The 23,765-nt window shown below is 64.2% G+C and carries 22 protein-coding genes; 13 read left to right on the forward strand and 9 right to left on the reverse strand.

What is annotated here, in order from left to right:
• Window positions 1–66 precede the first annotated feature (66 nt).
• Window positions 67–3,000 (reverse strand): Ti-type conjugative transfer relaxase TraA, encoded by a 2,934-nt coding sequence (traA, locus tag OJF58_RS17425; protein WP_300778981.1) that lies wholly within the window; start codon window positions 2,998–3,000, stop codon window positions 67–69.
• A 170-nt stretch (window positions 3,001–3,170) separates the two neighbouring features.
• Between traA and OJF58_RS17430 the strand changes: the two genes are divergently transcribed.
• Complete coding sequence (locus OJF58_RS17430) at window positions 3,171–3,497, forward strand: conjugal transfer protein TraD (RefSeq protein ID WP_300785309.1); 327 nt, start codon at window positions 3,171–3,173, stop codon at window positions 3,495–3,497.
• Window position 3,498: 1 nt separating this feature from the next.
• The gene (locus tag OJF58_RS17435; protein WP_300778982.1) at window positions 3,499–3,741 is read left to right on the forward strand and encodes a conjugal transfer protein TraD; all 243 of its coding nucleotides are present in this window, start codon (window positions 3,499–3,501) and stop codon (window positions 3,739–3,741) included.
• Here the strand turns inward: OJF58_RS17435 and OJF58_RS17440 are convergent.
• Window positions 3,738–4,598: a nucleotidyl transferase AbiEii/AbiGii toxin family protein gene (locus tag OJF58_RS17440; RefSeq protein WP_300778983.1), complete on the reverse strand. Its 861-nt coding sequence runs from the start codon at window positions 4,596–4,598 to the stop codon at window positions 3,738–3,740. The genes OJF58_RS17435 and OJF58_RS17440 overlap by 4 nt on opposite strands.
• A complete protein-coding gene (locus OJF58_RS17445) occupies window positions 4,595–5,422 on the reverse strand; it encodes a type IV toxin-antitoxin system AbiEi family antitoxin (RefSeq protein WP_300778984.1) in 828 nt (275 codons plus the stop codon). Before OJF58_RS17445 ends, OJF58_RS17440 begins: the two co-directional genes overlap by 4 nt.
• Window positions 5,423–5,616: 194 nt before the next feature.
• Here OJF58_RS17445 and OJF58_RS17450 point away from each other — a divergent pair, with 194 nt between their 5' ends.
• From OJF58_RS17450 to herA, 6 genes are read left to right on the forward strand one after another with little or no spacing between them, the layout of a single operon-like run.
• Window positions 5,617–5,895 (forward strand): helix-turn-helix domain-containing protein, encoded by a 279-nt coding sequence (locus tag OJF58_RS17450; protein ID WP_300778985.1) that lies wholly within the window; start codon window positions 5,617–5,619, stop codon window positions 5,893–5,895.
• Window positions 5,828–8,200 (forward strand): EcoAI/FtnUII family type I restriction enzme subunit R, encoded by a 2,373-nt coding sequence (gene hsdR / locus OJF58_RS17455; protein ID WP_300778986.1) that lies wholly within the window; start codon window positions 5,828–5,830, stop codon window positions 8,198–8,200. Before OJF58_RS17450 ends, hsdR begins: the two co-directional genes overlap by 68 nt.
• The gene (locus OJF58_RS17460; protein ID WP_300778987.1) at window positions 8,187–9,746 is read left to right on the forward strand and encodes a class I SAM-dependent DNA methyltransferase; all 1,560 of its coding nucleotides are present in this window, start codon (window positions 8,187–8,189) and stop codon (window positions 9,744–9,746) included. Before hsdR ends, OJF58_RS17460 begins: the two co-directional genes overlap by 14 nt.
• A gap of 20 nt (window positions 9,747–9,766) precedes the next feature.
• On the forward strand, window positions 9,767–10,924 hold the full coding sequence (locus OJF58_RS17465) for a restriction endonuclease subunit S (RefSeq protein WP_300778988.1): 1,158 nt from the start codon (window positions 9,767–9,769) through the stop codon (window positions 10,922–10,924).
• Between the two features lie 4 nt (window positions 10,925–10,928).
• Complete coding sequence (locus OJF58_RS17470) at window positions 10,929–12,212, forward strand: SIR2 family anti-phage-associated protein (protein WP_366526779.1); 1,284 nt, start codon at window positions 10,929–10,931, stop codon at window positions 12,210–12,212.
• Between the two features lie 9 nt (window positions 12,213–12,221).
• A complete protein-coding gene (gene herA, locus OJF58_RS17475; protein WP_300778990.1) occupies window positions 12,222–13,973 on the forward strand; it encodes an anti-phage-associated helicase HerA in 1,752 nt (583 codons plus the stop codon).
• Between the two features lie 194 nt (window positions 13,974–14,167).
• Here herA and OJF58_RS17480 read toward each other — a convergent pair whose 3' ends face one another.
• On the reverse strand, window positions 14,168–14,650 hold the full coding sequence (locus tag OJF58_RS17480) for a DMT family transporter (RefSeq protein WP_300785310.1): 483 nt from the start codon (window positions 14,648–14,650) through the stop codon (window positions 14,168–14,170).
• A gap of 421 nt (window positions 14,651–15,071) precedes the next feature.
• Between OJF58_RS17480 and OJF58_RS17485 the strand changes: the two genes are divergently transcribed.
• Both OJF58_RS17485 and OJF58_RS17490 read left to right on the forward strand, forming a co-directional pair.
• The gene (locus tag OJF58_RS17485; RefSeq protein WP_300778991.1) at window positions 15,072–15,908 is read left to right on the forward strand and encodes a universal stress protein; all 837 of its coding nucleotides are present in this window, start codon (window positions 15,072–15,074) and stop codon (window positions 15,906–15,908) included.
• Window positions 15,909–16,007: 99 nt separating this feature from the next.
• Window positions 16,008–16,952 carry an LLM class F420-dependent oxidoreductase gene (locus OJF58_RS17490; protein ID WP_300778992.1) on the forward strand — a complete coding sequence of 315 codons (945 nt, stop codon included), beginning with the start codon at window positions 16,008–16,010 and terminating at the stop codon, window positions 16,950–16,952.
• Between the two features lie 22 nt (window positions 16,953–16,974).
• On the opposite strand, the gene OJF58_RS17495 is transcribed toward OJF58_RS17490, so the two are convergent.
• Genes OJF58_RS17495 through OJF58_RS17505 form a run of 3 tightly spaced genes read right to left on the reverse strand, consistent with a single transcriptional unit; the run spans window position 16,975 to window position 19,604 of the window.
• Complete coding sequence (locus OJF58_RS17495; RefSeq protein WP_300778993.1) at window positions 16,975–17,913, reverse strand: polysaccharide deacetylase family protein; 939 nt, start codon at window positions 17,911–17,913, stop codon at window positions 16,975–16,977.
• Between the two features lie 15 nt (window positions 17,914–17,928).
• On the reverse strand, window positions 17,929–18,822 hold the full coding sequence (locus tag OJF58_RS17500; RefSeq protein ID WP_300778994.1) for a polysaccharide deacetylase family protein: 894 nt from the start codon (window positions 18,820–18,822) through the stop codon (window positions 17,929–17,931).
• A gap of 2 nt (window positions 18,823–18,824) precedes the next feature.
• The gene (locus tag OJF58_RS17505; protein WP_300778995.1) at window positions 18,825–19,604 is read right to left on the reverse strand and encodes an SDR family NAD(P)-dependent oxidoreductase; all 780 of its coding nucleotides are present in this window, start codon (window positions 19,602–19,604) and stop codon (window positions 18,825–18,827) included.
• Window positions 19,605–19,802: 198 nt separating this feature from the next.
• On the opposite strand from OJF58_RS17505, the gene OJF58_RS17510 reads away from it, so the two are divergent.
• Both OJF58_RS17510 and OJF58_RS17515 read left to right on the forward strand, forming a co-directional pair.
• A complete protein-coding gene (locus tag OJF58_RS17510; RefSeq protein ID WP_300778996.1) occupies window positions 19,803–21,092 on the forward strand; it encodes a glycosyltransferase in 1,290 nt (429 codons plus the stop codon).
• Window positions 21,093–21,180: 88 nt separating this feature from the next.
• On the forward strand, window positions 21,181–21,615 hold the full coding sequence (locus OJF58_RS17515) for an SET domain-containing protein (RefSeq protein ID WP_300778997.1): 435 nt from the start codon (window positions 21,181–21,183) through the stop codon (window positions 21,613–21,615).
• A 12-nt stretch (window positions 21,616–21,627) separates the two neighbouring features.
• Here the strand turns inward: OJF58_RS17515 and OJF58_RS17520 are convergent, their stop codons facing one another.
• The gene (locus OJF58_RS17520) at window positions 21,628–22,200 is read right to left on the reverse strand and encodes a DUF488 domain-containing protein (protein ID WP_300778998.1); all 573 of its coding nucleotides are present in this window, start codon (window positions 22,198–22,200) and stop codon (window positions 21,628–21,630) included.
• 134 nt (window positions 22,201–22,334) lie between these two features.
• Between OJF58_RS17520 and OJF58_RS17525 the strand changes: the two genes are divergently transcribed.
• Entirely contained in the window at window positions 22,335–22,613 is a 279-nt protein-coding gene (locus OJF58_RS17525) for a hypothetical protein (RefSeq protein ID WP_300778999.1), read from the forward strand.
• 5 nt (window positions 22,614–22,618) lie between these two features.
• On the opposite strand, the gene OJF58_RS17530 is transcribed toward OJF58_RS17525, so the two are convergent.
• Window positions 22,619–23,731: a hypothetical protein gene (locus tag OJF58_RS17530; RefSeq protein ID WP_300779000.1), complete on the reverse strand. Its 1,113-nt coding sequence runs from the start codon at window positions 23,729–23,731 to the stop codon at window positions 22,619–22,621.
• Between the last annotated feature and the right edge of the window lie 34 nt (window positions 23,732–23,765).

Consider the following 23,765-nt stretch of genomic DNA (forward strand, 5'->3'; position numbering starts at 1 on the left):
GCGCGCGCAAGAGGATTCAAACCATCATCGTAGCCTGGCGTGCAGAGGGGCAAAAATAGGACGGTTCTACAGCCCGATGCTCCGGCCTCTGCCAAGGTCGATGCCATGACTGAAGGCGAGTTCCAGCCCGAGCCGGCGGCCGGATTCGATTCCGATGCCGAGGTCTCGCTTGCGGTTGGCGAGGATCGATTCAAGCTGCGGATCGCGTTCGAGACTCTTCGCCATGTCACCCATCGCCGACCTCGTGGCTTTGTAGCCGGACATGTCGCCCGCCTGATACTGGCGCTGGCTGGTCTGGCCGAGTTCTCGCCAGCGTTCCACGAAGCGGTCGGCGCGGCGCTGCGGATCGGTGCGCAGTTCGGTTTCGAGCTGGAGGGCACGGACGGCGCGGTTGACCCGGCCCGTCGCCGCTTCCTGGGCAAGTTCCGGGTTCCTCTTGTAGGCAGCTTCAGCATCACGCGAGCCATGGGGCCGCACCTCCTCGAAGGCCGTGCGGGCCTCCTGCAATTCCTTCACCTGCTCCGGGCTCGCCTTGCCGCCCCGCTCCTGCATCTCGAAGATCGCATCCACGGCGCGGGCATGACGGATGAGCGCCTTGGTGCGGGTGCGGCGCAGCGCCGTTTCCGGATCTTCCGCCACCTTCCTTTCCGGCGCTGCCCGTTCCGCCCCCTGCCCGTCATCGGCGGGCAGGCACAGGCCGTCGAACATGCCGCGCACCTTTTCCGGCACGACCTTGCGCACGATCTCGGTGACGCGGGCACGAAAGGTAATCCCGCGCCGCTCGGCATAATCCTGCGTCGGATCAAGCCGTTCGTAATCCGATGCCATATCCTTCGCCCGGTCGCGCGACAGGGTGCGGACAAGCCGATCCTGGCTGGCGAAGTCATCCCGGCCGTAATGCAGGTCCGTGCGGTCGCGGTGGCGTGACAGAGCGACATAGCTGCCATGGGCGTCCAGGCCCGGCGTCGCCAGAACGTGGGTGTGGTCCACGGTCATACCCTGCGCCTTGTGGATGGTCGCGGCATAGCCGTGGTCGATGCGGTCATAATCTTTGATGTCGAACGAGACGCTGCGCCCGTCGTCGGTGCGCACGGACATAGATTGTGCGCTGACCTGGTCGACGGTCCCGAGCGTGCCGTTCTTCACGCCAAGGCTGCGCTCGTTTTGCAGGAACATGACCCGATCCCCGCTGGCGAAGCTGCGCGCACCGCGTTCGACCACCAGGCGCACGTCATCGCCAAGATCGCCGGCGGCCCGCATCCGTTCGCGTGCGGCCTCGTTGAGCGCGCGAACCTCATCATTGGTGTGGGTAAGGATGATGCGGCTCTGGTCGGGCGACTCTTGCCGGTCGCGGTCCCAGCGGTCGATCAGATCGTCGCGCGCCTGCTCGCGTGTCGGGGCGGCATGGACCATGCCATGTGTGTCATAGGCATGGATCGCTTCGCCCGTCTTGCCGGTCGCAAGATCGCGCGTGGTGTCACGCTGCCAGTCGTCCCGCTGGCGGCGCACCTCGCCGATCTCCACCCCGCCGTGGCGCTCAAAGATCGAGCGGAACGCCGCGCCCGCCTCGATGGATTGCAACTGCTGCGGATCGCCGACCAGCACCACCTTGGCGCCGGCCTCGGCGGCATGGGACAGTACGCGCTCCAACTGGCGCGTGCCGACCATGCCCGCCTCGTCGATGACAAGCACATCGCGGGACGTGAGCACGTCGCGGCCCTGTCCCCAACCGTGTTCCATGCTGGCAATGGTGCGCGACGCGATGCCCGATCCGCTTTCCAGATTCTCGGCCGCGATGCCGGACAGCGCCACGCCCCGGACCTCGTAGCCAGCCGCTTCCCAGGCTTCGCGCGCCACGCCCAGCATCGCGCTCTTTCCCGTCCCGGCGTAGCCGATGACGACGCTCAGATCGCGCCGATCCGTGACATGCGTAAGCGCCTCGGCCTGCTCTCCCGAAAGGACAAGACCACGCGCTTCCGCACGCGCCAGCGCCGTTTCGCGGTCTCTGTCGCCGACCCCATGGCGCTCCTTCTCGGCCATGAGTTCGGCGGCGCGGTGCAGGCACTGTTCGGACTCGATCATGTCACGGGTGGTGAAGCGGTCTTCGCCCCGCCCGTCCGCCCCGAGTACGACTAGCTCGGGCGCGCTCCGCATCGCGCCCATGACCGCGTTGAACTGCTCGATCCCGTCGCTGTGCCGGTGCGCGAACATCGCTATGTCGCGCCGCGTGAAGGTCGATTGCTGGTGGGTTATCGCGTCCAGCGCCACCGAAGGATCGGCGATGATCCGCGCGCCGTTGTTGCGGGCGATCTCGCGGTGCATTTCCGCGCGATCGGCGGCCTCTAACCCTTCGCCCTCGATGCGTTGGGCGGGCGCGCCGATCTGCGTTTGCGGCTCAAGGCCGATGCCCTGCGCTTCCAGACTGCGATGGTCGATGCGCGCGTCGATGTCGAGTTCGGCCAGGCGCTCGTTTGCCAGCTCCGCCCAGCGTTCGCGCCAGCGTTCGACCATCTCGGTGCGGTTCCAGTCCCGCACCTTTTGGCCGAAGCCGTCCTCGTCCACGGATCGCATGGTGAGCATGACATGGGCGTGGGGCTTGGGTGTCCCGTCCTCGCCGATGTCCCAATGCACATTGAGGTCGGCGATCATGCCCTGATCGACAAGCTCAGCCTGCACAAAGTCGCGGGCGAGTTCGATGCCCTGGGCTTGCGTCATCTCGCGCGGAAGGGCGAACTCGACCTCGCGGGCAAGCTGGGCGTCCTTCCTCACCTCGAACGCCTCGACATCGTTCCAGAGCCGTTCGCGGTCGCGCCATTGTTCGGGCGCATCCTCCGGCAGCATGACCTCGGAATGGACGACGCCGCGCTTGTTGGAGAAGTCGTGGCTGCGTCCGAGCCGGTCGTCGTGCAGTCGCGAGGCCGAGCGGTAGGCGGCCGACGCCACCGCGCTCGACCCGGCCTTGCGGCCAATGACCTTAACGTGGAGATGATAGATCGCCATCGCGGGCGGATCATTTACACCGCGAAGCGCACGTCGGAACGACGTATAAGCGCGCCCTCGAAACTAATTTCTCGGGATTGCTCGTGCCGTTCCAGCCCGTCCCGGCAACATTACTGCATTACGCGCCCCGCTCAACTACGCTTTCTCCATCGCCACTGATGGAGGACATGATGCGGAAACCACGGGATTTCGACGCGGAACTGAAGGCGCTGGAGGACAAGGCGCGGGACCTGAAAGCCCGCAAGGTGCAGCAGCTCGGCGAGCTGGTGATCTCGACCGGAGCCGACGCGCTCACCGCCGACGAACTGGCGGGCGCGCTGATCGTGCTGGCCGAAACCAGGGATGCCGGAAAGAGGGAGGCATGGGCCAAACGCGGGGCCGCGTTCTTTCAAAGCCGGGTGCGGCGAACTGCGCTATCGCCTGACCGCGACGGTGGCGGCGCTCTGGCGCAACCGGGCGGCACACAACCGGCATCGGGCGGCACAGGCGCGGGATAACATGCGCACCTGGCAAGTCGAGCGTCGCAAGCGCACGCGGCATCTGATCGAACTCGGCGGCCTCGTCGTCAAAGCCGGGATCGTGGAACTGACCGGCGACGACCGCGCCATCCTCTACGGCGCGCTACTCTGGATGGCCGACAAGCTCCAAAGCGATGAGCGCGACAAGGCGTTGGCGCTATGGGCCGCGAAGGGGAAGCAGGGGTTCAAGGCTGAGCGCGACAGCATCGCCGAGAATGCTTAGACTCCGAACCGCTCCCGCATTTCTTCGGCCTTCGCCCATTCGTCGCCGGGTATCCGGTCGATCAGTTCCTTCATCACCCGGACAAACGTGGCCTTGAGCGTCTCGTCGGTCAGGGCCTTGGCGCGATCCGTCGAAAGCAGCGGGCGCATGTCGGTGAAGAAGGTCGGATTGGCGAGTTTTTGGAACATGCGCTGCTGCGCTTCGGCCCTGGAAATCGCTATCTCCGCCTTCTCGAGGTAGAGCCGGAAACATTCGACGATCCGGGCCGTGTTCAGCCCCTCGAACACGGTCAGCGCGTGATCGAGATCGAACAGATCGCGGCCCTTGTTGCGTTGGAGCAGCGCGCGCAGCTTGGTCGCCAGCATTTCCTCCCGTGAGAAGGTCGGGATCGCGGCCTTGCCGGTGAACCACGGATTTTTGACGCCGAACGGTATCTCGATGGGCGGATCGTGGGCTTCCCGCTCCCGCGTGTTGATTTCGACCTTGAGGTTGATACGTACATCAGCAGGCTCGCCTTCCGCATCGGCGCGAAAGCGAAGTTTGGGGGCGACGGGGCTCGGATCGGACTTTGCCTTATCAAGCCACGGTTCAAGGACGGCACGAACGCCATCGAGAACCGGCCCAATCGGGCCAGCGCTCGTTCGCACGAGGTCTATATCTTCGGAATAGCGCAGCGGCGCGGGGAAATGCAGCTTGTTGAGTGCTGTGCCGCCCCGGAAGCGCAGTTCGCCCCGCAGGAACGGATCGGAGAAGATAGCGACAAGCGCACGGCTAATGATGAGGTCTTGCTCGACCTGTCGCTGGCTTGCCCACGGCGCGACACGGCTCCAGGCGGTGATATAGTCTTGCGGGATCATTCGTCGATCTCCGGCGGTCGACGAACGATCACGCGCCAGCGGTCATCGCGTTCGGACGGCGGCGGCGACAAATCGGGATCGCCTGCCTGTTTGGGGTCGAGTTCGACCCACGGCAGCGACCCGCGCGCCGATAGCGCCACGAACATCGGCTCCGCAATCTGCGGATGCCCCAGCCTTCCGAGGAGATGCCCGAGGCGCTGCACGACCGCTTTCTCGAAACCGCCCGACAGGGAGGCGAGCTTTTGGGGTTGCAGTCGTTCGGCAAGCTCAGAAAGCACCGTCGCAATGTTGTCCAGGCCGGCGCCGGATTGCGGATAGCGCACGAGGTCGAGCGCCGTCAGTTCCGGTGAGGACAGCTTCATATAGCCCGATGGCGTCTTGCGATCCTCGATCCCCGCCGACACCGCCGCCATGTCCTTGCGGTAGGAAAAGACGATCCGCGTCCGCCCGGCCTCAATGTTTGGCAGGAGTTTGTCCGTGACGACCTGAAACTCCATCACGGCTTGATGGGAAGCGCCGTGAGCCGCTGCCGCCGTTAGCAACCCGGCATAATAGGGCCGCTGCTCATGGCGCATCAGGGCGTCGATATACCACTCCGGCGGCGGCGCTCCCGCCGTGGCGTGCTGGGGCGGCACGACCACGTAGAAGCCGCGCCGGGGCCGAATGAGCTGGCCGCGCCGCTGCAAACGCTCGGCGGCATCGAGAAATGCGCCTCGGCTAATGCCGATCTCCTTCTGCGCCTCATCCGCAGAAAAGACCCCCCGGCCCCTAGCAAGCAGGCCGGAAGCGTAGGAAGACAGGGCTGATCGCTCGACTCGGATCATATCTCATTATCCGCTCTTAGAGCGGATTCTTCAATATGAAGCTGTCACCGGATTATCCTTAAAAATCCGCTTCTAGGGCGGATTTTTCAATATGACGCTGCCGTGGCCCCGGTCCCCGCTACCGCTGCCCCTGGAGATGGACAGTCACCGCATCTTCCCTGATTTTCTCCGATCTTCTATACGCTTTCTCAACCATGAGTTACAGTGGGCGCGTAGCCGATGAAATCCTGACGATCCGGGAGGTGGCGGAACTTCTCAAGATCAATGAGAAGACGGCCTACAAGCTCGCCTCGGCAGGCAAGATTCCTGGCTTCAAGGTCGGCGGATCGTGGCGGTTCCAGCGGCAGGAAATCGCAAACTGGATAAAGCGTAAGGTTGAGGAGCAGCAGGGGGCAGCGGGGGCGCATGACGAACGAAGCCGACACGTGCCGAAAATTCGTCGTGCCCAAGCTACAATCCATCGGTTGGGATAATGACCCTCATTCCATCGCCGAGCAGCGCACCATCACGGATGGCCGCGTCATTCCCGTGGGCAAGGGCTTTGTCCGCAAGCCGCCCAAGCGGGTCGATTATCTGCTGCGTTACACGCGGGACTTTCCGCTTGCCGTGGTCGAGGCCAAGGCCAGCTATAAATCCGCGACCGACGCCGTGCAGCAGGCCCGCGATTATGCGGAAATCCTCGGCCTCAAATACGCCTACGCCACTAACGGCGCTGAGATCATCGAGATCGATTATTTCAAGGGGACGGAAACGCGCGTCCCCGACTTCCCGAGCCCCGATGACCTTTGGCGGCGCTATCAGACGGGCAGCGGAATCAACACGCCCGAGCGCGTGGAGCATCTGATCGCCCCCTACAATACGGTCGGCGGCAAGCTGCCCCGATACTACCAGCAAATCGCCATTAACCGGACTGTCGAAGCCATCCTTGCCGGAAGGAAGCGCCTGCTTCTCACCATGGCAACGGGGACGGGCAAGACCATCGTGGCCTTCCAGATTTGCTGGAAGCTTTGGTCGAGCCGCTGGAACAGGACCGGGGAGCATCGCAAACCGCGCATCCTGTTCCTCGCGGATCGCAACATCCTCATCGACGACCCGAAGGACAAAACCTTCACCCCTTTCGGGGATGCGCGCCACAAGATCGAATCCGGTGAGATCGTCAAAAGCCGGGAAATGTATTTCGCCATCTATCAGGCGCTCGCCGAGGACGAGCGCCGCGCGGGGCTTTTCCGGGACTATCCGCCGGACTTCTTCGACCTCATCATCGTCGATGAATGTCACCGGGGAAGTGCGCGGGACGACAGTTCATGGCGTGTCATCCTTGAGCATTTCAAGCCCGCCTATCAGCTCGGCATGACAGCCACCCCGCTACGAGAGGACAACCGCGACACCTACCTCTATTTCGGCAACCCGATCTACGAATACAGCCTGCGTCAGGGCATCGACGACGGCTTTCTCGCGCCCTACCGGGTGCATCGTGTCATCACCCAATGGGACGCCGCCGGATGGCGGCCCAGCAAGGACGAGGTGGATCGCTTCGGCCGCGCGATCCCCGATGATGAATACCAGACCAAGGATTTCGAGCGGGCCATCGCCTTGCGCGCCCGTACGGAAGCTATCGCCCGCCACCTGACCGACTTCCTTAAGAAGACCGACCGTTTCGCCAAAACCATCGTGTTCTGCGTCGATCAGGAACACGCCTCGGAGATGCGGCAGGCTCTGGTCAACCTCAATGCCGACCTTGTGGCGCAGTATCCTGATTATGTGGCGCGCGTCACCGCCGACGAGGGCGCAATCGGGCGAGGCCACCTATCGAAGTTCCAGGACCTCGAAACCAAAACCCCGGTCATCCTCACGTCGTCGCAACTGTTGACGACCGGCGTTGATGCCCCGACCTGCAAGAATGTCGTTCTGGCGCGCGTCGTCGGGTCCATGAGCGAGTTCAAGCAGATCATTGGACGCGGAACACGCCTGCGCGATGATTACGGCAAGCTGTGGTTCAACATCCTCGATTACACCGGCTCGGCAACCCGCATGTTCGCCGACCCGGATTTCGACGGCGATCCGGCCCGGATCACGGAAGAAGAAGTGAACGACGCCGGGGAAACTACCGCGACGACGGAGACGGTCCCCGAAGGGCAGGAACCGGAACCTACCCCTCCGGAGGAAGGCGAGCCCGGCGTGATCGAGCGGCCAACCGGCGAGCCGCGCAAATTCTATTTCGACGGGGGCGAGGTCGAAGTCGTGGCCCACCTGGTCCACGAGCTCGATCCGAACGGCAAGCAGCTACGCGTCGTCAAATACACCGACTATGCCGCCGAAAGTGTCCGTTCCCTCGCCCCGACCTCCGCCGAGCTTCGCAAGCGGTGGGCGGATGCGGACCAGCGCAGCGAGATCATCACCGCACTGGGCGAGCGTGGCATCGACTTCGATGTGCTGGCCGAACAGACGGGTCAGACCGACGCCGATCCCTTCGACCTGCTTTGCCATCTGGCCTTCAATGCGCCGCTTCGAACCCGGCGCGAGCGGGCGCAGCGCCTCAAAGCTGAGCGCAAGGACTATTTCGAGAAATTCTCGCCCGAAGCGCGTCAGGTGCTCGACGAGCTTCTGGAAAAATATGCCGAACACGGCGACGCGCAGTTTGTCCTGCCGGACGTGCTCAAGGTTCCGCCTATCTCAACCCACGGCCAGCCCGCCGAAATTATTAAGCTGTTCGGCAGCCCCGACGTGCTTCGCCGAGCCGTAAACGACCTGCAAGGACTGCTCTATGGCACGAACTAAGAAAAAGAACGGCGCAGAAGCCGCGCCGATGACGACCTCCCAGATGCTCGGGCGCCTTCTCAAATCCGCGCGCGACATCATGCGCAAGGACAAGGGGTTGAACGGCGATCTCGACCGTCTGCCGCTGCTGACATGGATCATGTTTCTCAAATTCCTCGACGATCTCGAGCAGCAGCGTGAGGAGGAAACCGCGCTGTCGGGCAAGAAATTCAAGGCCGCCATCGAGGCGCCGTATCGCTGGCGCGATTGGGCCGCCGATCCGCAGGGGATCACGGGCGATGAATTGCTTTCCTTCATCAATTCCGACGAAGCAGTGCGTGCGGACGGGACGAAAGGCCCAGGCCTGTTCGCTTATCTGCGCTCGCTCTCAAGCTCCAACGGCGACAACCGCCGCGACGTGATCGCCACCGTGTTCAAGGGCGTCGATAATCGCATGAAGAGTGGCTATCTGCTGCGCGACATCATCAACAAGGTTGACGGGATTCATTTCACCTCGTCGGATGAGCTTCACACCCTCGGTGCCCTCTATGAATCCATGCTCCGCGAAATGCGTGACGCGGCGGGCGATTCTGGCGAGTTCTACACGCCGCGCCCTGTCGTCCGCTTCATGGTAGAAGTCACCGATCCGCGCCTTTGCGAAACCGTCCTTGACCCGGCCAGCGGTACAGGCGGGTTTCTGGTAGAAGCGTACAACCACCTTGAAAAGCAGGTAAAGACTGTCGTCGACCGCAAGCGCCTTCAAAACGGCACCATTACCGGCTGCGAGCCCAAGTCCCTGCCTTATCTGCTTTGCCAGATGAATCTTTTGCTGCACGGGTTGGATGCACCGCAGATTGACCCCGGCAATGCCCTGCGCTTTAAGCTCTCTGAGATCGGCGAAAGAGAGCGCGTCGATGTGATCCTCACCAACCCGCCCTTTGGCGGGGAGGAGGAAAAGGGTATCCAGGGCAACTTCCCGGAAGACCGCCAGACGGCGGAAACCGCGCTGCTATTCCTCCAGCTCATCATGCGCAAGCTCAAACGCCACCCGACTCCCGTGGGGCGCCCGGCGCGTGCGGCAGTCGTCGTGCCGAATGGAACGCTGTTCGGCGACGGCGTTTGCGCGCGCATCAAGGAAGAGCTTCTCAAGGAGTTCAACCTTCATACCGTCGTGCGGCTGCCCAATGGCGTGTTCGCGCCCTACACCAGCATCCCCACCAATATCCTGTTCTTCGACCGCTCCGGCCCGACAAAAGAGGTCTGGTATTACGAGCAGCCCTTGCCCGATGGGCGCAAGAATTACACCAAGACCCAGCCCATGCAGTTCGACGAGTTCAAGGGCTGCATCGCGTGGTGGGCAAACCGCCAGGAAAGCGATCAGGCGTGGAAGGTGTCCGCCAAGGAGTTGCTCAACGCGGGCTGCAACCTCGACCGCAAGAACCCTCGGGCCAAGGTGGACTTTGAGCACCTGCCGCCCGATCAGCTCGCCGACGACATCTTGAAGAAGGAACTGCGGATCGCTGAGCTGATGCAGGAGATCAAAAGGGCGCTTGGGGCAAGCGCATGACAGCGACAGTACCCAGCGTCATGCTTGGTGAGGTTTTGAGGCAAGACACGCAATACGTCCACGATCTCGAGCCAAGGGCATATCCGAAGCTCTCAGTAAAGCTCTACGGGCGTGGCGTTGTCTTGGACGCCCCCGCAGATGGCGGTTCCGTCAAGATGGAAAAGCATCAGCTTGCGCGATCTGGACAAGTCATCCTTTCGGAAATTTGGGCGAAGAAAGGAGCCATAGGTATCGTGCCGCCGGAAGGTGATGGGGCGCTTTGTACGTCCCACTTCTTTCTTTTCGACATAGACGGAAGAAAGGCTTTCCCGGGTTTTATCGCGTGGCTACTTCGCGGCAATTACTTCGAGCCTCAACTCAATGCAGAGGCTCGGGGCACTACCGGCTACGCAGCAATTCGACCAAAACAATTTCTAGCAACCTCAATTCCTCTTCCGTCGCTTGATGAGCAACGCCGCATCGTCGCGCGCATCGAGGAACTGGCCGCAAAGGTGAAGGAAGCAAGCAAGCTGAGGGCTGAGAGCGCCCGTGCCTCGCAAGCACTATCAGCTTCCATCTTGGACAGGCTTCTTCCTAAGTCCGCTCCAGAGATGCCCCTACGCGAATTAGTCATGCCTGGGACATCAATTTCATACGGCGTTCTGGTTCCCGGAGCAGATACGGAAAATGGCGTCCCATTTGTTCGAGTGCAAGACTTGTCCGTCAAGTCGCCTTTATCAATGCCGAACAAGCGAATATCCAAGGATATCGCCGCACAATACAAGCGCACGACCCTTCAAGGTGGGGAAGTCTTAATTGGCGTTGTGGGAAGCATCGGTAAAATCGGCATGGCTCCGCAGTCGTGGGCTGGAGCCAACATTGCACGCGCAGTCTGCCGTGTGCTTCCAAGGCAGGACGTTGATGCGCGCTTTCTTGCAGAGAGCCTTTCTGATCGCCGTTGTCAGGATTACTTCCGAGAACAAACTCGAACATTAGCTCAACCAACGTTGAATGTGGGCCAACTCGAAAACACCCCAATCAAGCTCCCATCGCTTGATGAGCAGCGCCGCATTGTCGCCGAACTCGACGCACTGCAAACCAAAGTCGACACCGTCAGGGCACTCCAAACCGAAACCGCCACCGAGCTGGATGCCGTGCTTCCCGCAATTCTCGACAAGGCGTTCAAGGGGGGATTGTGATTACATGACTAGTACTTTTTTCGCCATCCGGGGTTCTCGCCCATTGAGCGAAGAGGAGTTTGCGTCCCACCTCGCGCTGACCATTCGCCTGGAGAATGTCGGCGTTCTCATCGGGGCAGGTGCGTCCAAGTGCGTGGGCGGTCTCACCATGGATGATGTCTGGTCGCGTTTGGAGGCGGACGCCGCCGACGCGGTGAAGACACTTCGGGAGCAGAAATTCCTGAAAGATGGCGAGAAGCCCAATGTCGAGCATCTGCTGGACCGGCTGGAAATCGCCTGTCTCGACGGCGAACGGGTGGGCGCCGATCTCGCGCCGATCAAGCGGGTGCGCCATGCTCTGCGCAAGGCTGTCCTGCAGGCCGCCATGCTACAAGCCGAGCTTTGGGAGCACCCGAGCAGGGCGCTGGTGCATGAGAAGCTCTCCCATCACGTCCGCATGGTGTCGCGGCTGGTGGGCAACCGACAGCCAGGGCAGTCGGCCCCTTGGGTCTTCACGACCAACTACGACTTGGCCATCGAGTGGTCCGCCGAGGCGCTGGGCCTGCATTGCGTCAACGGTTTCTCCGGCCTTCACGACCGTTCCTTCCGTCCCAGCAGCTTCGATCTGGGCCTGCGGAATGTGCAGGCCCGAGGCGAAGCCCGATTCGGCACCTACAACCTCTATCTCGGTAAGCTGCACGGCTCGGTGTCGTGGGTGACGTCGCCCGAGGGCGTTGTCTGCGAAATGCCGTGCGGCCCGATGAAGGGGAAAATCGACGCCTTCTTCGACTCCGACGAGCCGGATGACTGGCCGGGCCTGATGATCTTTCCCGGTGCAACGAAGTTCGTGCAGACCACTGGCTTCGTCTATGGCGAGATCATCCGCCGTTTCACCGAATTCCTCTCGCGCCCGAACACCTGCCTTTTGGTCAATGGCTACGGGTTTGCCGACGATCACATCAACCGGCTGATCGTCTCCGCCCTTCAGAATCCGACCTTGCAGCTCATTATCTACCTCCCTGAAGTTCACCGGCTTGGGCTCTATCCGACCCTCACATCCGGGGGTGAAAGCGCCATCGCGCCGAATGAGCAGTTGCGGCGCTTGCTTCTGGCTCAGTTGCCGCAGGTGGCCGTCAGGGGGTTTGGGCCGGGCAGCTTCTTCGACACGCTCGCCAGCGACCTGCCGGAGCCGGCGCTGCTGGATGATACCTCCGAGCGCGCAAGAAGCATCGAGCAGTTGCTCAAGCGCGCCACTAGCCTGCCCATCAGGAAAGATCCCGATGACCAAAGCGGCAACGGGAGCGGGTGAGGACGGCGCATGAGCAGCCGACGTCCGATTGGTTATGTCGTTGAGATCGACGGCGCGAACCTACTGGTGAATCTCCTTGAGGACTCGCGTGGTCATGTCGCCGGCCACAGGGACGGCCTGTCCACGGTAGAGCAGCCTGGCGATCTGGTCGGCGTTGAGGCCGGCGCGGAAACTGTGATCCTGCGGATCATGTCGGTTGCGTTCGCCGAACCCCGCGAGGTTCATGCCGGTCAGCGCGCCAATGCGCGGATCGTGCAAGAGCCGCTGCGCCAGCTCCGAGGGCGCGTGATCGGCTATCTTGCCCGTAGCGGCGGCAGGCTGCGGTTCCAGCCGCAGGAATGGCGTCTGCCGGTGCTGGGGGCCAGCGTGTATCCGCTGGCCGATGCCGAAACCATCGCCACGATAAGGGCGTCGGGAGACCCGGATGGCCAGATCACGCTGGGGGCCGATTCACGCAATCGCGGAATTGAGGTCCGCGTCGGCATCAACGATATCCTCGGCCGCCATCTGGCGGTGCTCGGCGCGACCGGACAGGGAAAAACTCATTTCGTCGCGGCGATCTTGCAGCAGCTCAGCCGATGGCCCCGGTCCCGTATTGTCGTCTTCGACGTGAACGGCGAATATGCACCAGCCTTCGCCCCCTTGGGGAGGCGCGTCAAACACACTCACCTTGGCGAGAGCAGCGTGCATGGCTTTCGGATTCCCTACTATGCTCTGGGGCGCAATGGCCTGGCGCGCTTGCTCATCCCGAGCGAGCGCGCACAGATGCCCGCGCTGCGTTTTGCCATCGAACATCTGAGATTTGTTGAAGCCAACCAATTCGGTGCGCGGGTAACCGGGCAGACCAACAACACTCTCTTCGACGACTGCCACACTGGCGCACCCGCGCGGGCACTTCAGGACCTTAACGCGATCCGCGCCGGCACCGCTGCCGTTGCGGCGGCTTGGCCCCATATGCGGGCTTTATCCTGTCTTGCCACGGAATGGTATGTCACCAAGCAGGGGCGGCAGGGGGCGGAGCGGGATACTTTTCACTACGGCCATATCCAGTCCCTGATTAACCGCATCCGCGGATTCATCGAGGATGCCCAATTTGCTTCCGTCGTCGATACCGGCGGCGGCGCTGCCGTCGAAAATCCGCTCAACATGGCCGCTGAGTCGGCGAAGCTGGTGAACAACATCTTCGGCCATGCGGCCATTCAGGCGAATGACTGGTCGATCCACATTGTCGATCTTAGCCGCCTGGCGCAGGATCTCATGCCCTTTGTTCTGGGCTCGTTGCTTGAAATGTTCGCCGCCGAGCTGTTTCGGCGCGGACCTGGCCGGACGCATCCCACCATGCTGGCACTGGAGGAGGCGCACCACTACCTGCGTCAGCTTCCCAGCGACAGTGATTCTGGGCAGCACGCCCTAGCCTACGAGCGTCTCGCCAAGGAGGGGCGCAAGTTCGGCTTGTCGCTAATGATTAGCACGCAGCGCCCGTCCGAAGTCTCGCCCACTGTTCTCGCTCAGTGTGGGACGTGGGCCGTCTTCAGGCTCAGCAACGACGCCGACCAGCGGGCCGTGGCATCGGCTGCCGAGACGGCCGGGGTGAACATATCCCGTCAGCTCTCCGGCCTGGGGCGCGGCGAGGCTATCGTCTTTGGTGCCGCGCTCCCGGTACCGACGCGGCTTGCGGTGGTCCGGCCAAGCCCCGAGCCGGATTCCAAGGACCCGCCATTTCTTGAGGCGTGGCGCTCAGAGCTTGCCGACATTGGCTGACATCGCGGGCCGTGTTATCCACAGGAAAATCGGCTGTTGGCTTTTTTGTTGGCCTTTCGATTTTCCACACTGCCAATTTTCGCTTTTAATATCAAGTCGTTATACGAATCGCGTGATGACGCCCCTGGGCACCATTTCCCAATTCCATCGACAATTCGATCGGGTCGGCCGAGTCGAAAGCGGCGGCGAGTTTCTCAATTCCGAGTGCGTGCGGACATGGACAGAGCAAGACCGCCCAGTATCAAGATCACTCCGGCAACGAAGAAAAATCCCAGCCTGTCCCCGAACATGGCGGATGAAGCGGCGATGCCCACGATCGGCTGAAGGTACTGCACGCTGGCGGCGGTCCGAGCCGGGACGAGGCGTAGCAGGTGGAGCCACAGGAAGAGACCCGCTACCGTGACGATGACGCCGAGATAGACCGCCGCTCCGAGACCTTCGGCGGTGACGTGGAACTGAACCCGCGCCATCTCCCAGCCTGCCCACGGCAGCAGCACCACAAATCCAAAAATGTACTCCAGGCCGCCACGGTGGCGGTCCCGTACGTGTTGGTGAGCTCGACGCTCCAAACGTATTAGAAAGCGACCGCGAGTGCAGCGCTGCCTACCTATGACGAATAGGAACAGCAATGGCACGGCGAGCGCGAACTGTGCGGCCGTCAGCGTCAACGGCGGCATGGTCACCAGGCCGAGTTTCGTTAATTGCTTCGTCGGGCCAGATTTCTACGGGCCCTGGACTCCCTCACATCGCTAGTTCCCAAGCTGAGGGTCCGTAAATCGTTGCAAGAGTGCTGCCTTTCGACAAGGGTCGCGCGGTCGAGCGGTTGGACTGGTCCTGCTGACCGCAGCATGCGGCTACTGCACCGGTGCCGGTTTCGCGCCCGCGCGGAACCGGCTTCATCGGTAGTCGGGCCGCATCTTCAAGCTCTCCTTGTGGGTTCTCGGCGTCCATGCGTGCATTGGCGAGCGGGCACAGAGCAGCCCGCCATCGGGACGCCCAGACCTGCGGCACGCGGCCGACACCGCAACCATTGGTTTGACAAGGATCAAGGAGCCGCCTGGATAGCCGTTCACGATGCGCCCTTTCGATGAGGCGCTGATGAACCCTTCCAGCTTGATGGTCCACCTGACGGCGGGCCAGTCCAATGATGCGTTGCTGCGGCTTGCCATCGACTTGGCGAACCGGGTCAAGGCCATCCGGGTGATCGGGATCAGTGCCTGCCAGCCGCTGCCGATCTACGGCAGCCCCGACGCATACGTGCCCCAGGACCTGATCACCCGGGATCTCGAGCTCATCGAGAAGGAGCTGAAGGCGGCCGAGAAAAGTTTCCGGTCGGCCTTCGAGGGCAAGGTGATGGACTGCCAATGGCGCTCGACAGTCGTCTCCTACGGCACCATCGCCGACTACGTCGCCGAGCAGATGCGCGCCGCCGACTTGTTGGTCGCGGCGGTCGAGGAACAGGCTTCCCTGCTCGAAAAGCATCGCATCAATCTGGCCGACTTGGCCATAAGGGCGGGCAAGCCGGTCCTCGTTGCCGGGCGCGGCGTCGACAAGCTCGACGTGAAAAGCGTGGTCGTCGGTTGGAAGGACACACGCGAAGCTCGTCGGGCGGCCGAGGACGCCCTGCCGGTTCTGACGCTGGCGGAACGCGTGACGGTCGTCCAGGTCGCGGCAGAGGACGATCTCGACGACGCCCGGACGAGCACGGCGGATGTCGCGGCCTGGTTGTCCGGTCACGGCATCTCTGCCACGGCGCGCGCCGTTGTCGGAGCTGCAGACGACTCGACCGAGCTCGAGGCCATCGCCAGGGAGCTCGACGCCGGACTGCTCGTAGGGGGTGCGTACGGCCATTCCCGCTTGCGCGAGTGGGTATTGGGCGGCGTCACGCGGGATTTGCTCCTCAGCCCGGCGCGATGCTCGTTCGTGTCCCACTGATCAAGGCAGCCGGTCTGGTGCCGCGCCGGTACGAATCGGTGATTGGTGCGTTTGCCTAACCGACAATGCCATAGTCGCGTCGACACGGAGCTTCGATCGATGCGCTACGGCTTCTATCTTCCCACCCGCGGCCCGATGGCCACGCGCGAAGGCGTCCTCTCCCTGGCGCGCGAAGGCGAGCGCCTGGGGCTGCATTCGGCGATGATCGCCGACCACATCGTCTTCCCGGTGACCAGCGACTCCGACTATCCCTACACGCTCGACCGCAAGCATCCGAGCGGCGGCGATGCGCTCGAGACGTTCTCGATCCTGGGCGTGGTGGCGGGCGCCACGGAGCGGCTGCGGCTCGTCACGTCGGTGCTGGTGCTGCCGTACCGCAACCCCGTGCTGACGGCGAAGATGGTCGCCTCCCTCGACGTCCTGTCCGGCGGCCGGGTCACGCTGGGCGTGGGCGTCGGCTGGTTGAAAGAGGAATTCGTCGCACTCGGCAGTCCGGGCTTCGAGCGGCGCGGCGCCGTGGCCGACGAATGGATCGCGATCTTCAAGCGGCTCTGGACGCAGTCGCCCGCGAGCTTCGAGGGCAAGTTCTACAGCTTCGCCGACATCCGCGCCGAACCGTTCCCGCTGCAGAAGCCGCATCCGCCGGTCTGGATCGGCGGCCATTCGCGCGCCGCCCTGCGTCGCACGGCACGGCATGGCGACGGCTGGCATCCGGTCGGTGCCGTCGCTGCCTCGCCGCTGCCGCCCGGGGAGATGCGGGCGCATCTCGAGACGCTGAAGCGGATGACGGAGGAGGAGGGACGGGACTTCTCGGCGCTCACCGTCTCCTACAAGGCGCCGCTCTACGACTCGGCCATTCCCGACCGTGACGGCAGCCGGCGGAGCTTCTCGGGCAGCCCCGAGGAGATTGCCGCGGACATCCGTTCGTTCGCCGCGATCGGCGTGCACGAGCTCGTCTTCGATTTCCGCGGCCGCTCCATCGCCGAAAGCATCGAAGGCCTGCAGCGCTTCGCGGCGGAGGTGATGCCGCTGGTGCGCGATTGAATCATCGATCCGGACGACAGGGTCAGCTCAAGCTGCCCGGATAGTCGCGCCAGATGCTGGGCTCGAGCTTGAGATGGGTTGTCGCCGGGAAGGCGATCGTCCAGTGGCGCGCGCATGCCGCGCTCGTCGCGTTCCACAGCTCCGGCAGGCCGCGGGCGTGGCCGAGGAACTGCTCGAGCATGTGAAGCCGGTTCGGCCAGGCGATGGCGTGCGGATGCAAGACCATGGCGAACTGCCGGCCGCGCTTGTACTGCGCGTCGAGCTCGGCCTTCCAGTTGCGGAAGAGGACGGCGGGATTCTCGAGGCCGGTGCCCTTCCGCGGGAACAACAGGAAGAACTGGTCGTCGAAATGATAGTAGTAGGGCAAGGTCAGGATCGCCCGGCGGCTGGCGAAGTCGGACACCCACCAGTGCGGCAGGTCGTCGGCCAGGCCGTTGCCGAAATAGGCGTAGCCCTCCTCGATCAGCAGATCGATCGTATGGGCGCTCACGGCGCCGCCGGCGAACTTGTCGCCCGGGCGCGGCAGGGAGAACCAGCCGTCGGGCCGCCGGCCGGCGATCCTGGCCAGGATCTCGGTGGTGCGCCGAAGCCGCGCCTGCTCCTCGTCCCTCGCCAGCAGGCTCACATCCTCGTGCTTGAAGCCGTGCGCCGCGATCTCGTGGCCCTCGTCGGCAAGCGCGCGGACTATGCCCGCATGGATCTCCGCCACGACCGCCGGCACCGCGAAAGTCACCGTGAGCCGGTGGTTGCGGAGCACGGCCATGAGCGCCGACAGCCCGCCGTGCATGCCGTAGAAGGCCTCGGGAGTCGCGAGATCGTGGCCCTTGATGCCTTCGGGCCCGCAGGCCGGGCTGAGGTCGACGACGACACGGAAGCAGCAGCGTTTGCCGTCGGGCCATCGCACCTCGGAGTCGGCGAGCGTTCTCTCGTCGCTGATCGTGTACCGGTCCTTCCACGGCATGTGCGTTCTCCCGATTCAGCCGGCCGGATGGGTCGCGAGGATGTGGCGCGCCACCTGCTCGCAGGTGGGCAACCACACGCCGGGCAGCGCCTTCATGCGCGAGATCAGCCGGTCGAGCATGGCGATGCGCAAGGCGCGGCCCGACACGAAGGGATGCATGCAGATGTTGAGGTAGCCGCCCTGCCGGTACTGCTGCAGGAAGGCCTGCCACCAGATCTCCTCGACATAGTCGGGATCCATCATGCGCTGGGCGCTGTTCTCGCTGTTGAGCCAGGCGAAGCTGAAGAACATCGCGTCGTCGATGGCGTAGTGGAACGGCAGATTGAGCAACGGCCGCGCGCCGTCGGGATCGCTCGTGTAGTTGGGCCGATGGTCGAGCGAATCCTCGGACGTGTAGATATAGCCTTCCTCGAGCAGCAGACCGCGCGTGTGCGAGCTGCGCGTGCCGACCGGCCGGCGCCCGGTCAGCTTCTCGAGCGCGGCGACGGTCTTGCGCAGATGATCCCGCTCCAGCCCGGGATCCTTCGGCACCTGGTGCTCCCACATATGGTCGGCGATCTCGTGGCCGCTCTGCGATGCCGCCTTCACCGCCTGCGGGTAGAGCTCGCAGATGCGGCCGGGCGTGAAGATCGTGGCCTTCACGCCGTGGCTGTCAAACAGCTCGATCAGGCGCCAGATGCCGACCCGGCCGCCGAACTCGCCCTTGGCGAGCTGCATCGGCGGCTCGTTCAGGACCCGGCGCAGCAGCATGGCGTCGAAATCCGCCGTGAAGTTCACGGCAACGCGCACGCCTTCCGGCCAGCGGCAATTCTCGATCACGCGGTGGCGCGCATTGTAGTCGGTGGCCGTGGCCTTGAGGCTGGCGATCTCCCGGTCCAGGCCGTTCTCGATTCCGGTCGTCGTATCCATGGCTAGCGTCCTCCCGCGACGGGCAGGGTCGTGCCCGTAATGTAGTTCGCTTCGTCGGAAGCAAGATAGAGCACGGCGTTGGCGACGTCGTCCGGCACTCCGATCCGGCGAAGCGGTGTGGCGCGTATGGGACCGTATTCCAGATGCTCGATCTTGCGGAAGCCGGGGCCTGTCCGCTCGGTCTCGATCGGCCCGGGCGCGACCGCATTCACGGTCACGCCGTATTCGGCAAGTTCCAGGGCCACGCCGCGCGTGAAGCCATGGATGCCCGCCTTGGCCGCCGAATAGGCCGAGTTTCCGCTGTAGTAGGCGGCCCAGGGTGTGCCCTCGCGCGCGCCGGACGAGAGATTGATGATCCGCCCCGAACGGTGCGCGCGCATATGGGCCGCCGCCTCGCGCGTGCACAGGAATGCCGAGCGCAGATTGAGGCGGATGACATGATCCCAGTCTTCCGCTGTCGCCTCCCAGATCCGGCCCGACGTTCCGCCGCCGACGTCGTTCACCAGGATGTCGATCCGGCCATGTTGGCCAAGTGCCGCGGCGAACAGAGCCTTCACGGCGCTTTCGTCCGTGACGTCGGCGGTGATCGCCTGGGAGGGCGCATTGCCGTCGGCTGCGCCGATCAGGCGGCCGGTTTCGACAAGCCCCTGCTCATCGATGTCGACGATGACCAGCGACGCGCCTTCCTCGGCCAGGCGCCGCGCGATGGCCCGGCCGATGCCCGCGGCGGCGCCCGTCACCAGAGCGACCTTGCCCGCGACTCGTCCGGGACGTCCTGCCACGCGTTCCTCCAATCCGATTGGTCGGGTGAAAAGCTAGCACGTTATCGATCGCCTTCCAGACTCGTCGGTCGACGCCGAGCCGACGCCAAAAGCCCTCATTGGTCACATCGCCAACACGCGCTGGTCACAGCCGTTCGCGGCCTGATTGGGTTATGCGATGTGCCAATCCCGGATACACACAAAATGAAGGAGGGCGCGTTGGCTTACCTGTGGCTCACGCTTTGCGATCCAGACCCGCAGACCAACGGCCAGTTCATCTATTCCGGAGGGCTGATCCGCGCGGTCGCGAAGGCCGGCGTCGAGCTGAGCGTGCTCGGCCTCAGTCGGCAGCCGGGCTGTGCCCATCGCCGGCGCGAGCCCAATATCGACTGGCATTTCGCCGAAGATCGCCGGCTCAACCGGTGGAGGCGCACGGCCTCTCGCTTCCCGGCGTTCGCGCAGCGGACGCGTGTGCCGGACATGCGGGCCGCGCTTGCCACACGTCTTGCGACCGGACGCTGGGACGCCGTCGTGCTCGACAGCATCAACGTCGGATGGGCACTGCCGCATGTCCTGCGCCATCGTCGCCGCCATCCGCAGACCAGGATCGCCTATCTCGCCCAGAACGACGAGACCGCCGCCGCGCGCACGCTCGCCGAGGCGCAGAAGGGCTGGCGGCGCGCGGTCCGCACCGCCGATGCGGCGAAGACCCGCTGGCTGGAACGCCTGCTGCTGCGAACGGCCGACCTGGTGACGGCCGATTCGCCGGACGATTGCCGGACCCTCGCTGCGCTGTCGCCGGGCAGGCCCGTCGTCTTCGTGCCGCCCGGCTATGACGGGACGCGCGTTCCCAGCCGGACGATCGACGCCACGCTGCCCCGGCGCGCCATCGTCGTCGGCAGTTTCGACTGGCCCGCCAAGCGGCTGAGCCTCGATGCCTTCCTCTCGACCGCGGCGCCCGTGTTCGCGGCCAACGGCATCGATCTGCAGATCGTCGGCCGCACCGAAGCCTCGCATGTCGCCGCCTTGCGCAAGCGGTTCCCGTCGGTCGAGGTCGTCGGCACGGTGCCCGACGTGCGCCCCTACATGGCCAACGCCCGCATCGCGCTGGTGCCGGACGTGCTGGGCGGGTTCAAGCTGAAGTCGCTCGACTATATCTTCAACCGGCTGCCGATCTTCGCCATGGATGGCGCCGTTCCGGGAACGCCGCTGGCCGAGGGCCGCGGCCTGCGCCTGTTCGCGAGCCATGCGGCCCTGGCTCGGGGCGTCGTCGACATGATCGACGACACGGCAAGCCTGAACGAGCAGCAGGAGACCGCTTACGCCTTGTCGGTCGGTCATTTCGATTGGCATGCGATCGGCCAGAGCCTGGTGCGGCATATCCAGATGGCCCCGGTGGAACGGGCGAGAGGGCCGGCGAGGGACGGACGCTGCTCTCCGGTCATGTCGGCGCTCGGCGCCCTGCACATCGTCGCGGAACGCTGCTCGTCGGTGTTCGAATACGGCTGATCCGATCGCACAGCGCATTGCAATTCACCGCGAAGCTGGGCAAAAGCGCGTCATCGTTCCCTCGTGCCCAGAAGTTCGATTGCGTTTCATGCATAAGCGGAAGTGGAGTAAGGCCCTCGTCCATCTGCGCCCTTCCAGGATCGACGGCATAGGATGCTTTGCCGACATCGCCATCAGGAAGGGCGAGTTCGTGCGGGTGTGGGATACCGAGGACAGCAAGTGGGTGACGCTCCGGGAGGCCCACGCCTCGCGCTACAAGGATCTCTACAAGCGCTACGGCATCAGGAGCGCCGGCGGCTACTGGGTGCCGGTCGATTTTCTGCGGATGTCGGCGGGCTGGTACATGAACCATTCGACCTCACCCAATCTGCAATCCGACGACGGCGAGGTGACATACTTCGCGCTGCGGGACATTCCCGCCGGCGAGGAGCTCACGATCGACTATCGGCGGATGGACGAGCAGTTCGACAACCTGAGCCGCGACGTCGTGATCGGCGAGCGGCCGCTCAGGAAGGCATCGTAGGCGGGATCGGCTTTACAGCAGCGGGCGCTGCTCGGGCGGGTAGGTGATCGTCCGGCCCTCGACGTGCGCGAAGCTCGTGAGGGCATGCGGACGCCAGCTCGTCTCGGACAGGATCTCGATCACCGGGACGCCGCGCACGCCGAGCGCATCCGCGACCAGCGAGCGGTGGCAGCGCCAGGGAACGGCCTCGGCGCACATGATGGCGACGCGCTTGTCGGCCGCGAGCTGCAGCAGCGCCTCGAGGCCCGCCGTGAAGGCCGGAGTCTGCATATAGTCCGCATAGCCGCGGAAGCTTTCGTTGCGCCACCCGGTGTTGGGCGAATCCTTGCGCGGCCGGCGCAGGCCGCCGAGCGCCGGCAGAGCCCGGTAGTCGATGCCGTCCCGGTGCAGCGACGGACCGAGCGTGTCGCTGTTGAATTGCGGGTTGCGGCGCGAACGCGGCACCGTGCGGATGTCGACCAGCCGTTCGATGCCGTAGGTCCGCAGGAGGGCCGTGAAGCGCTCGATCGGCAGCGTCGAGTGCCCGACGGTGAAAAGGGCGCCCGGCGGCCAGGATGTCTCGTGCGGAGGGGTTGCGGGAGTCATGCGGCAGAAGAACGCCGGCGCGGGGCATCCGGCGGGGGTGCGCCGGCAAAAAATTCGGCTTGAAGACGCGGGCGATCGGTCAAAAATCGGCGGAAGCCGACGTGCGCAGCCAGCCTTCGAGGGACCCGACCGCCATGTCCAGCAAGCCCGCTTCTCCTGTCGTCAGCCAGCGGCCCGCCACGCGGGCGGACTTCCATCGCATCCTCGGCTCGCTCGAGGATCCGAAGATCATCGACATCCTGAAGCTCAACCCGACCGTCGCGGATCTCGAGGAGGCGGCGATGTGCGTCATAGGCGACCACGACGTCCTCGCCAGGGGCGGCCACCAGGTGAGCAGCGTGGCGGTCCGCGTCGCCGAGATCATCGCTGCCGACGAGGAGGAGGACGAGCCGCCGCCGGTGCCCGAAGCCTGACGGCGTCATCTCGTCGTTGCCGGCGAAGCCGGCGTTCCCTGCAGCAATTGGCGGGAGATGTAGTCCGCCATCCTCCGATGCCAGAGGGCATTGGGATGCCGATCGTGGATGCTGAGAATGTACTTGTCCGAGCTGTAGAAGTCCGGCACCGCATCGGTCATGCGGCTCAGACGAACGCCGCTTCCCGCCAGCCCCTCCTCGATCTGGCGTGCCGCGCCGTCGTTGCCGCCATCCCACAGGATCATGTCGAACACGCTGCCGGGAAAGCGTTCGTGCGCGACGCGGGCCGACTGTCGGATGATGCCGTCGAGCAGGGCGATGTCCTCGCCGTCGATCCGGTACGGCCGGCCGAAGAACTTCTGCCAGACAACGGAGCCTGCCAGCGCATTCCCCATCCAGGCTGGCATCCAGCTTCCGGCTGCCGGGTCCGGATCGTCGAAATGGCCCTGCTGCACGACGGATCCGTCGGGCTGGAGCCGGAAGCGCGGGCCGTGCATGTCCCAGCGGTCCAGGCCAGCGGCCCGCGCGGCATGGTCGGGGATGCCGAGATAGACGAAGTATTTCGGCGCACACCGCACGGTCTCGCCGACCCGTCCCGACTGGAGGGCGGCCAGCATCTGATGGGCGCCGTAGCCGCTGAAGCCGAAATTGTAGGTGGCATAGCGGTCGGCCATCGCCTGCGAGACGAGGAAGGGGAAGTTCTGCCGGTCGCCCACGCCTTCGCCGAAGGTGATGGAATCGCCGAAGAACACGACGCATTCCTTCGCCGAGGCCGCCGCCTGGGTGGTGACCCGCAGGCCCTGCGCGCTGGTGGTGTAGACGACGTCGTAGATCGGCTCGGTGCCGTAGAGCTTGCGGGCGGTCACGCTCGCGTTCGCATCGGGCGCATAGCCCAGGACCTCGTCCCGGTGGGTGAAGCCGTTGACGATCGAGCCCTCCATGCGCGTGCCGTCGCCCTGGGCCTGCTGGCGCTCGAGATAGAACTCGAACAGCGTCAGCGCCCCGACCACGGCCGCGAGGTTGACGCAGAGGAGGGTCCATGTCCGGCGCCGCCTCAGGATCCAGCCGAGGAAGGCGAGCCCGACGGCGATGACGAGGAGGGCGACCGGGACCGTCACGCGCGTTTTCCTATGAGACGAAAGGGAAGAAAAA

The sequence above is a fragment of the Enhydrobacter sp. genome, assembly GCF_030246845.1.
Taxonomy (GTDB): Bacteria; Pseudomonadota; Alphaproteobacteria; order Reyranellales; family Reyranellaceae; genus Reyranella.

Coding starts and splice junctions, on each gene's coding strand:
- OJF58_RS17525 (WP_300778999.1), top strand. CDS start 22,335: ATGTCCAGCAAGCCCGCTTCTCCTGTCGTCAGCCAGCGGCCCGCCACG.
- OJF58_RS17515 (WP_300778997.1), top strand. CDS start 21,181: ATGCATAAGCGGAAGTGGAGTAAGGCCCTCGTCCATCTGCGCCCTTCC.
- OJF58_RS17460 (WP_300778987.1), top strand. CDS start 8,187: ATGGCACGAACTAAGAAAAAGAACGGCGCAGAAGCCGCGCCGATGACG.
- OJF58_RS17465 (WP_300778988.1), top strand. CDS start 9,767: ATGCTTGGTGAGGTTTTGAGGCAAGACACGCAATACGTCCACGATCTC.
- OJF58_RS17440 (WP_300778983.1), bottom strand. CDS start 4,598: ATGATCCCGCAAGACTATATCACCGCCTGGAGCCGTGTCGCGCCGTGG.
- OJF58_RS17520 (WP_300778998.1), bottom strand. CDS start 22,200: ATGACTCCCGCAACCCCTCCGCACGAGACATCCTGGCCGCCGGGCGCC.
- OJF58_RS17435 (WP_300778982.1), top strand. CDS start 3,499: ATGCGCACCTGGCAAGTCGAGCGTCGCAAGCGCACGCGGCATCTGATC.
- herA (WP_300778990.1), top strand. CDS start 12,222: ATGAGCAGCCGACGTCCGATTGGTTATGTCGTTGAGATCGACGGCGCG.
- OJF58_RS17490 (WP_300778992.1), top strand. CDS start 16,008: ATGCGCTACGGCTTCTATCTTCCCACCCGCGGCCCGATGGCCACGCGC.
- hsdR (WP_300778986.1), top strand. CDS start 5,828: ATGACGAACGAAGCCGACACGTGCCGAAAATTCGTCGTGCCCAAGCTA.
- OJF58_RS17495 (WP_300778993.1), bottom strand. CDS start 17,913: ATGCCGTGGAAGGACCGGTACACGATCAGCGACGAGAGAACGCTCGCC.
- OJF58_RS17445 (WP_300778984.1), bottom strand. CDS start 5,422: ATGATCCGAGTCGAGCGATCAGCCCTGTCTTCCTACGCTTCCGGCCTG.
- OJF58_RS17480 (WP_300785310.1), bottom strand. CDS start 14,650: ATGCCGCCGTTGACGCTGACGGCCGCACAGTTCGCGCTCGCCGTGCCA.
- OJF58_RS17450 (WP_300778985.1), top strand. CDS start 5,617: ATGAGTTACAGTGGGCGCGTAGCCGATGAAATCCTGACGATCCGGGAG.
- OJF58_RS17485 (WP_300778991.1), top strand. CDS start 15,072: ATGAACCCTTCCAGCTTGATGGTCCACCTGACGGCGGGCCAGTCCAAT.
- traA (WP_300778981.1), bottom strand. CDS start 3,000: ATGGCGATCTATCATCTCCACGTTAAGGTCATTGGCCGCAAGGCCGGG.
- OJF58_RS17470 (WP_366526779.1), top strand. CDS start 10,929: ATGACTAGTACTTTTTTCGCCATCCGGGGTTCTCGCCCATTGAGCGAA.
- OJF58_RS17430 (WP_300785309.1), top strand. CDS start 3,171: ATGCGGAAACCACGGGATTTCGACGCGGAACTGAAGGCGCTGGAGGAC.
- OJF58_RS17500 (WP_300778994.1), bottom strand. CDS start 18,822: ATGGATACGACGACCGGAATCGAGAACGGCCTGGACCGGGAGATCGCC.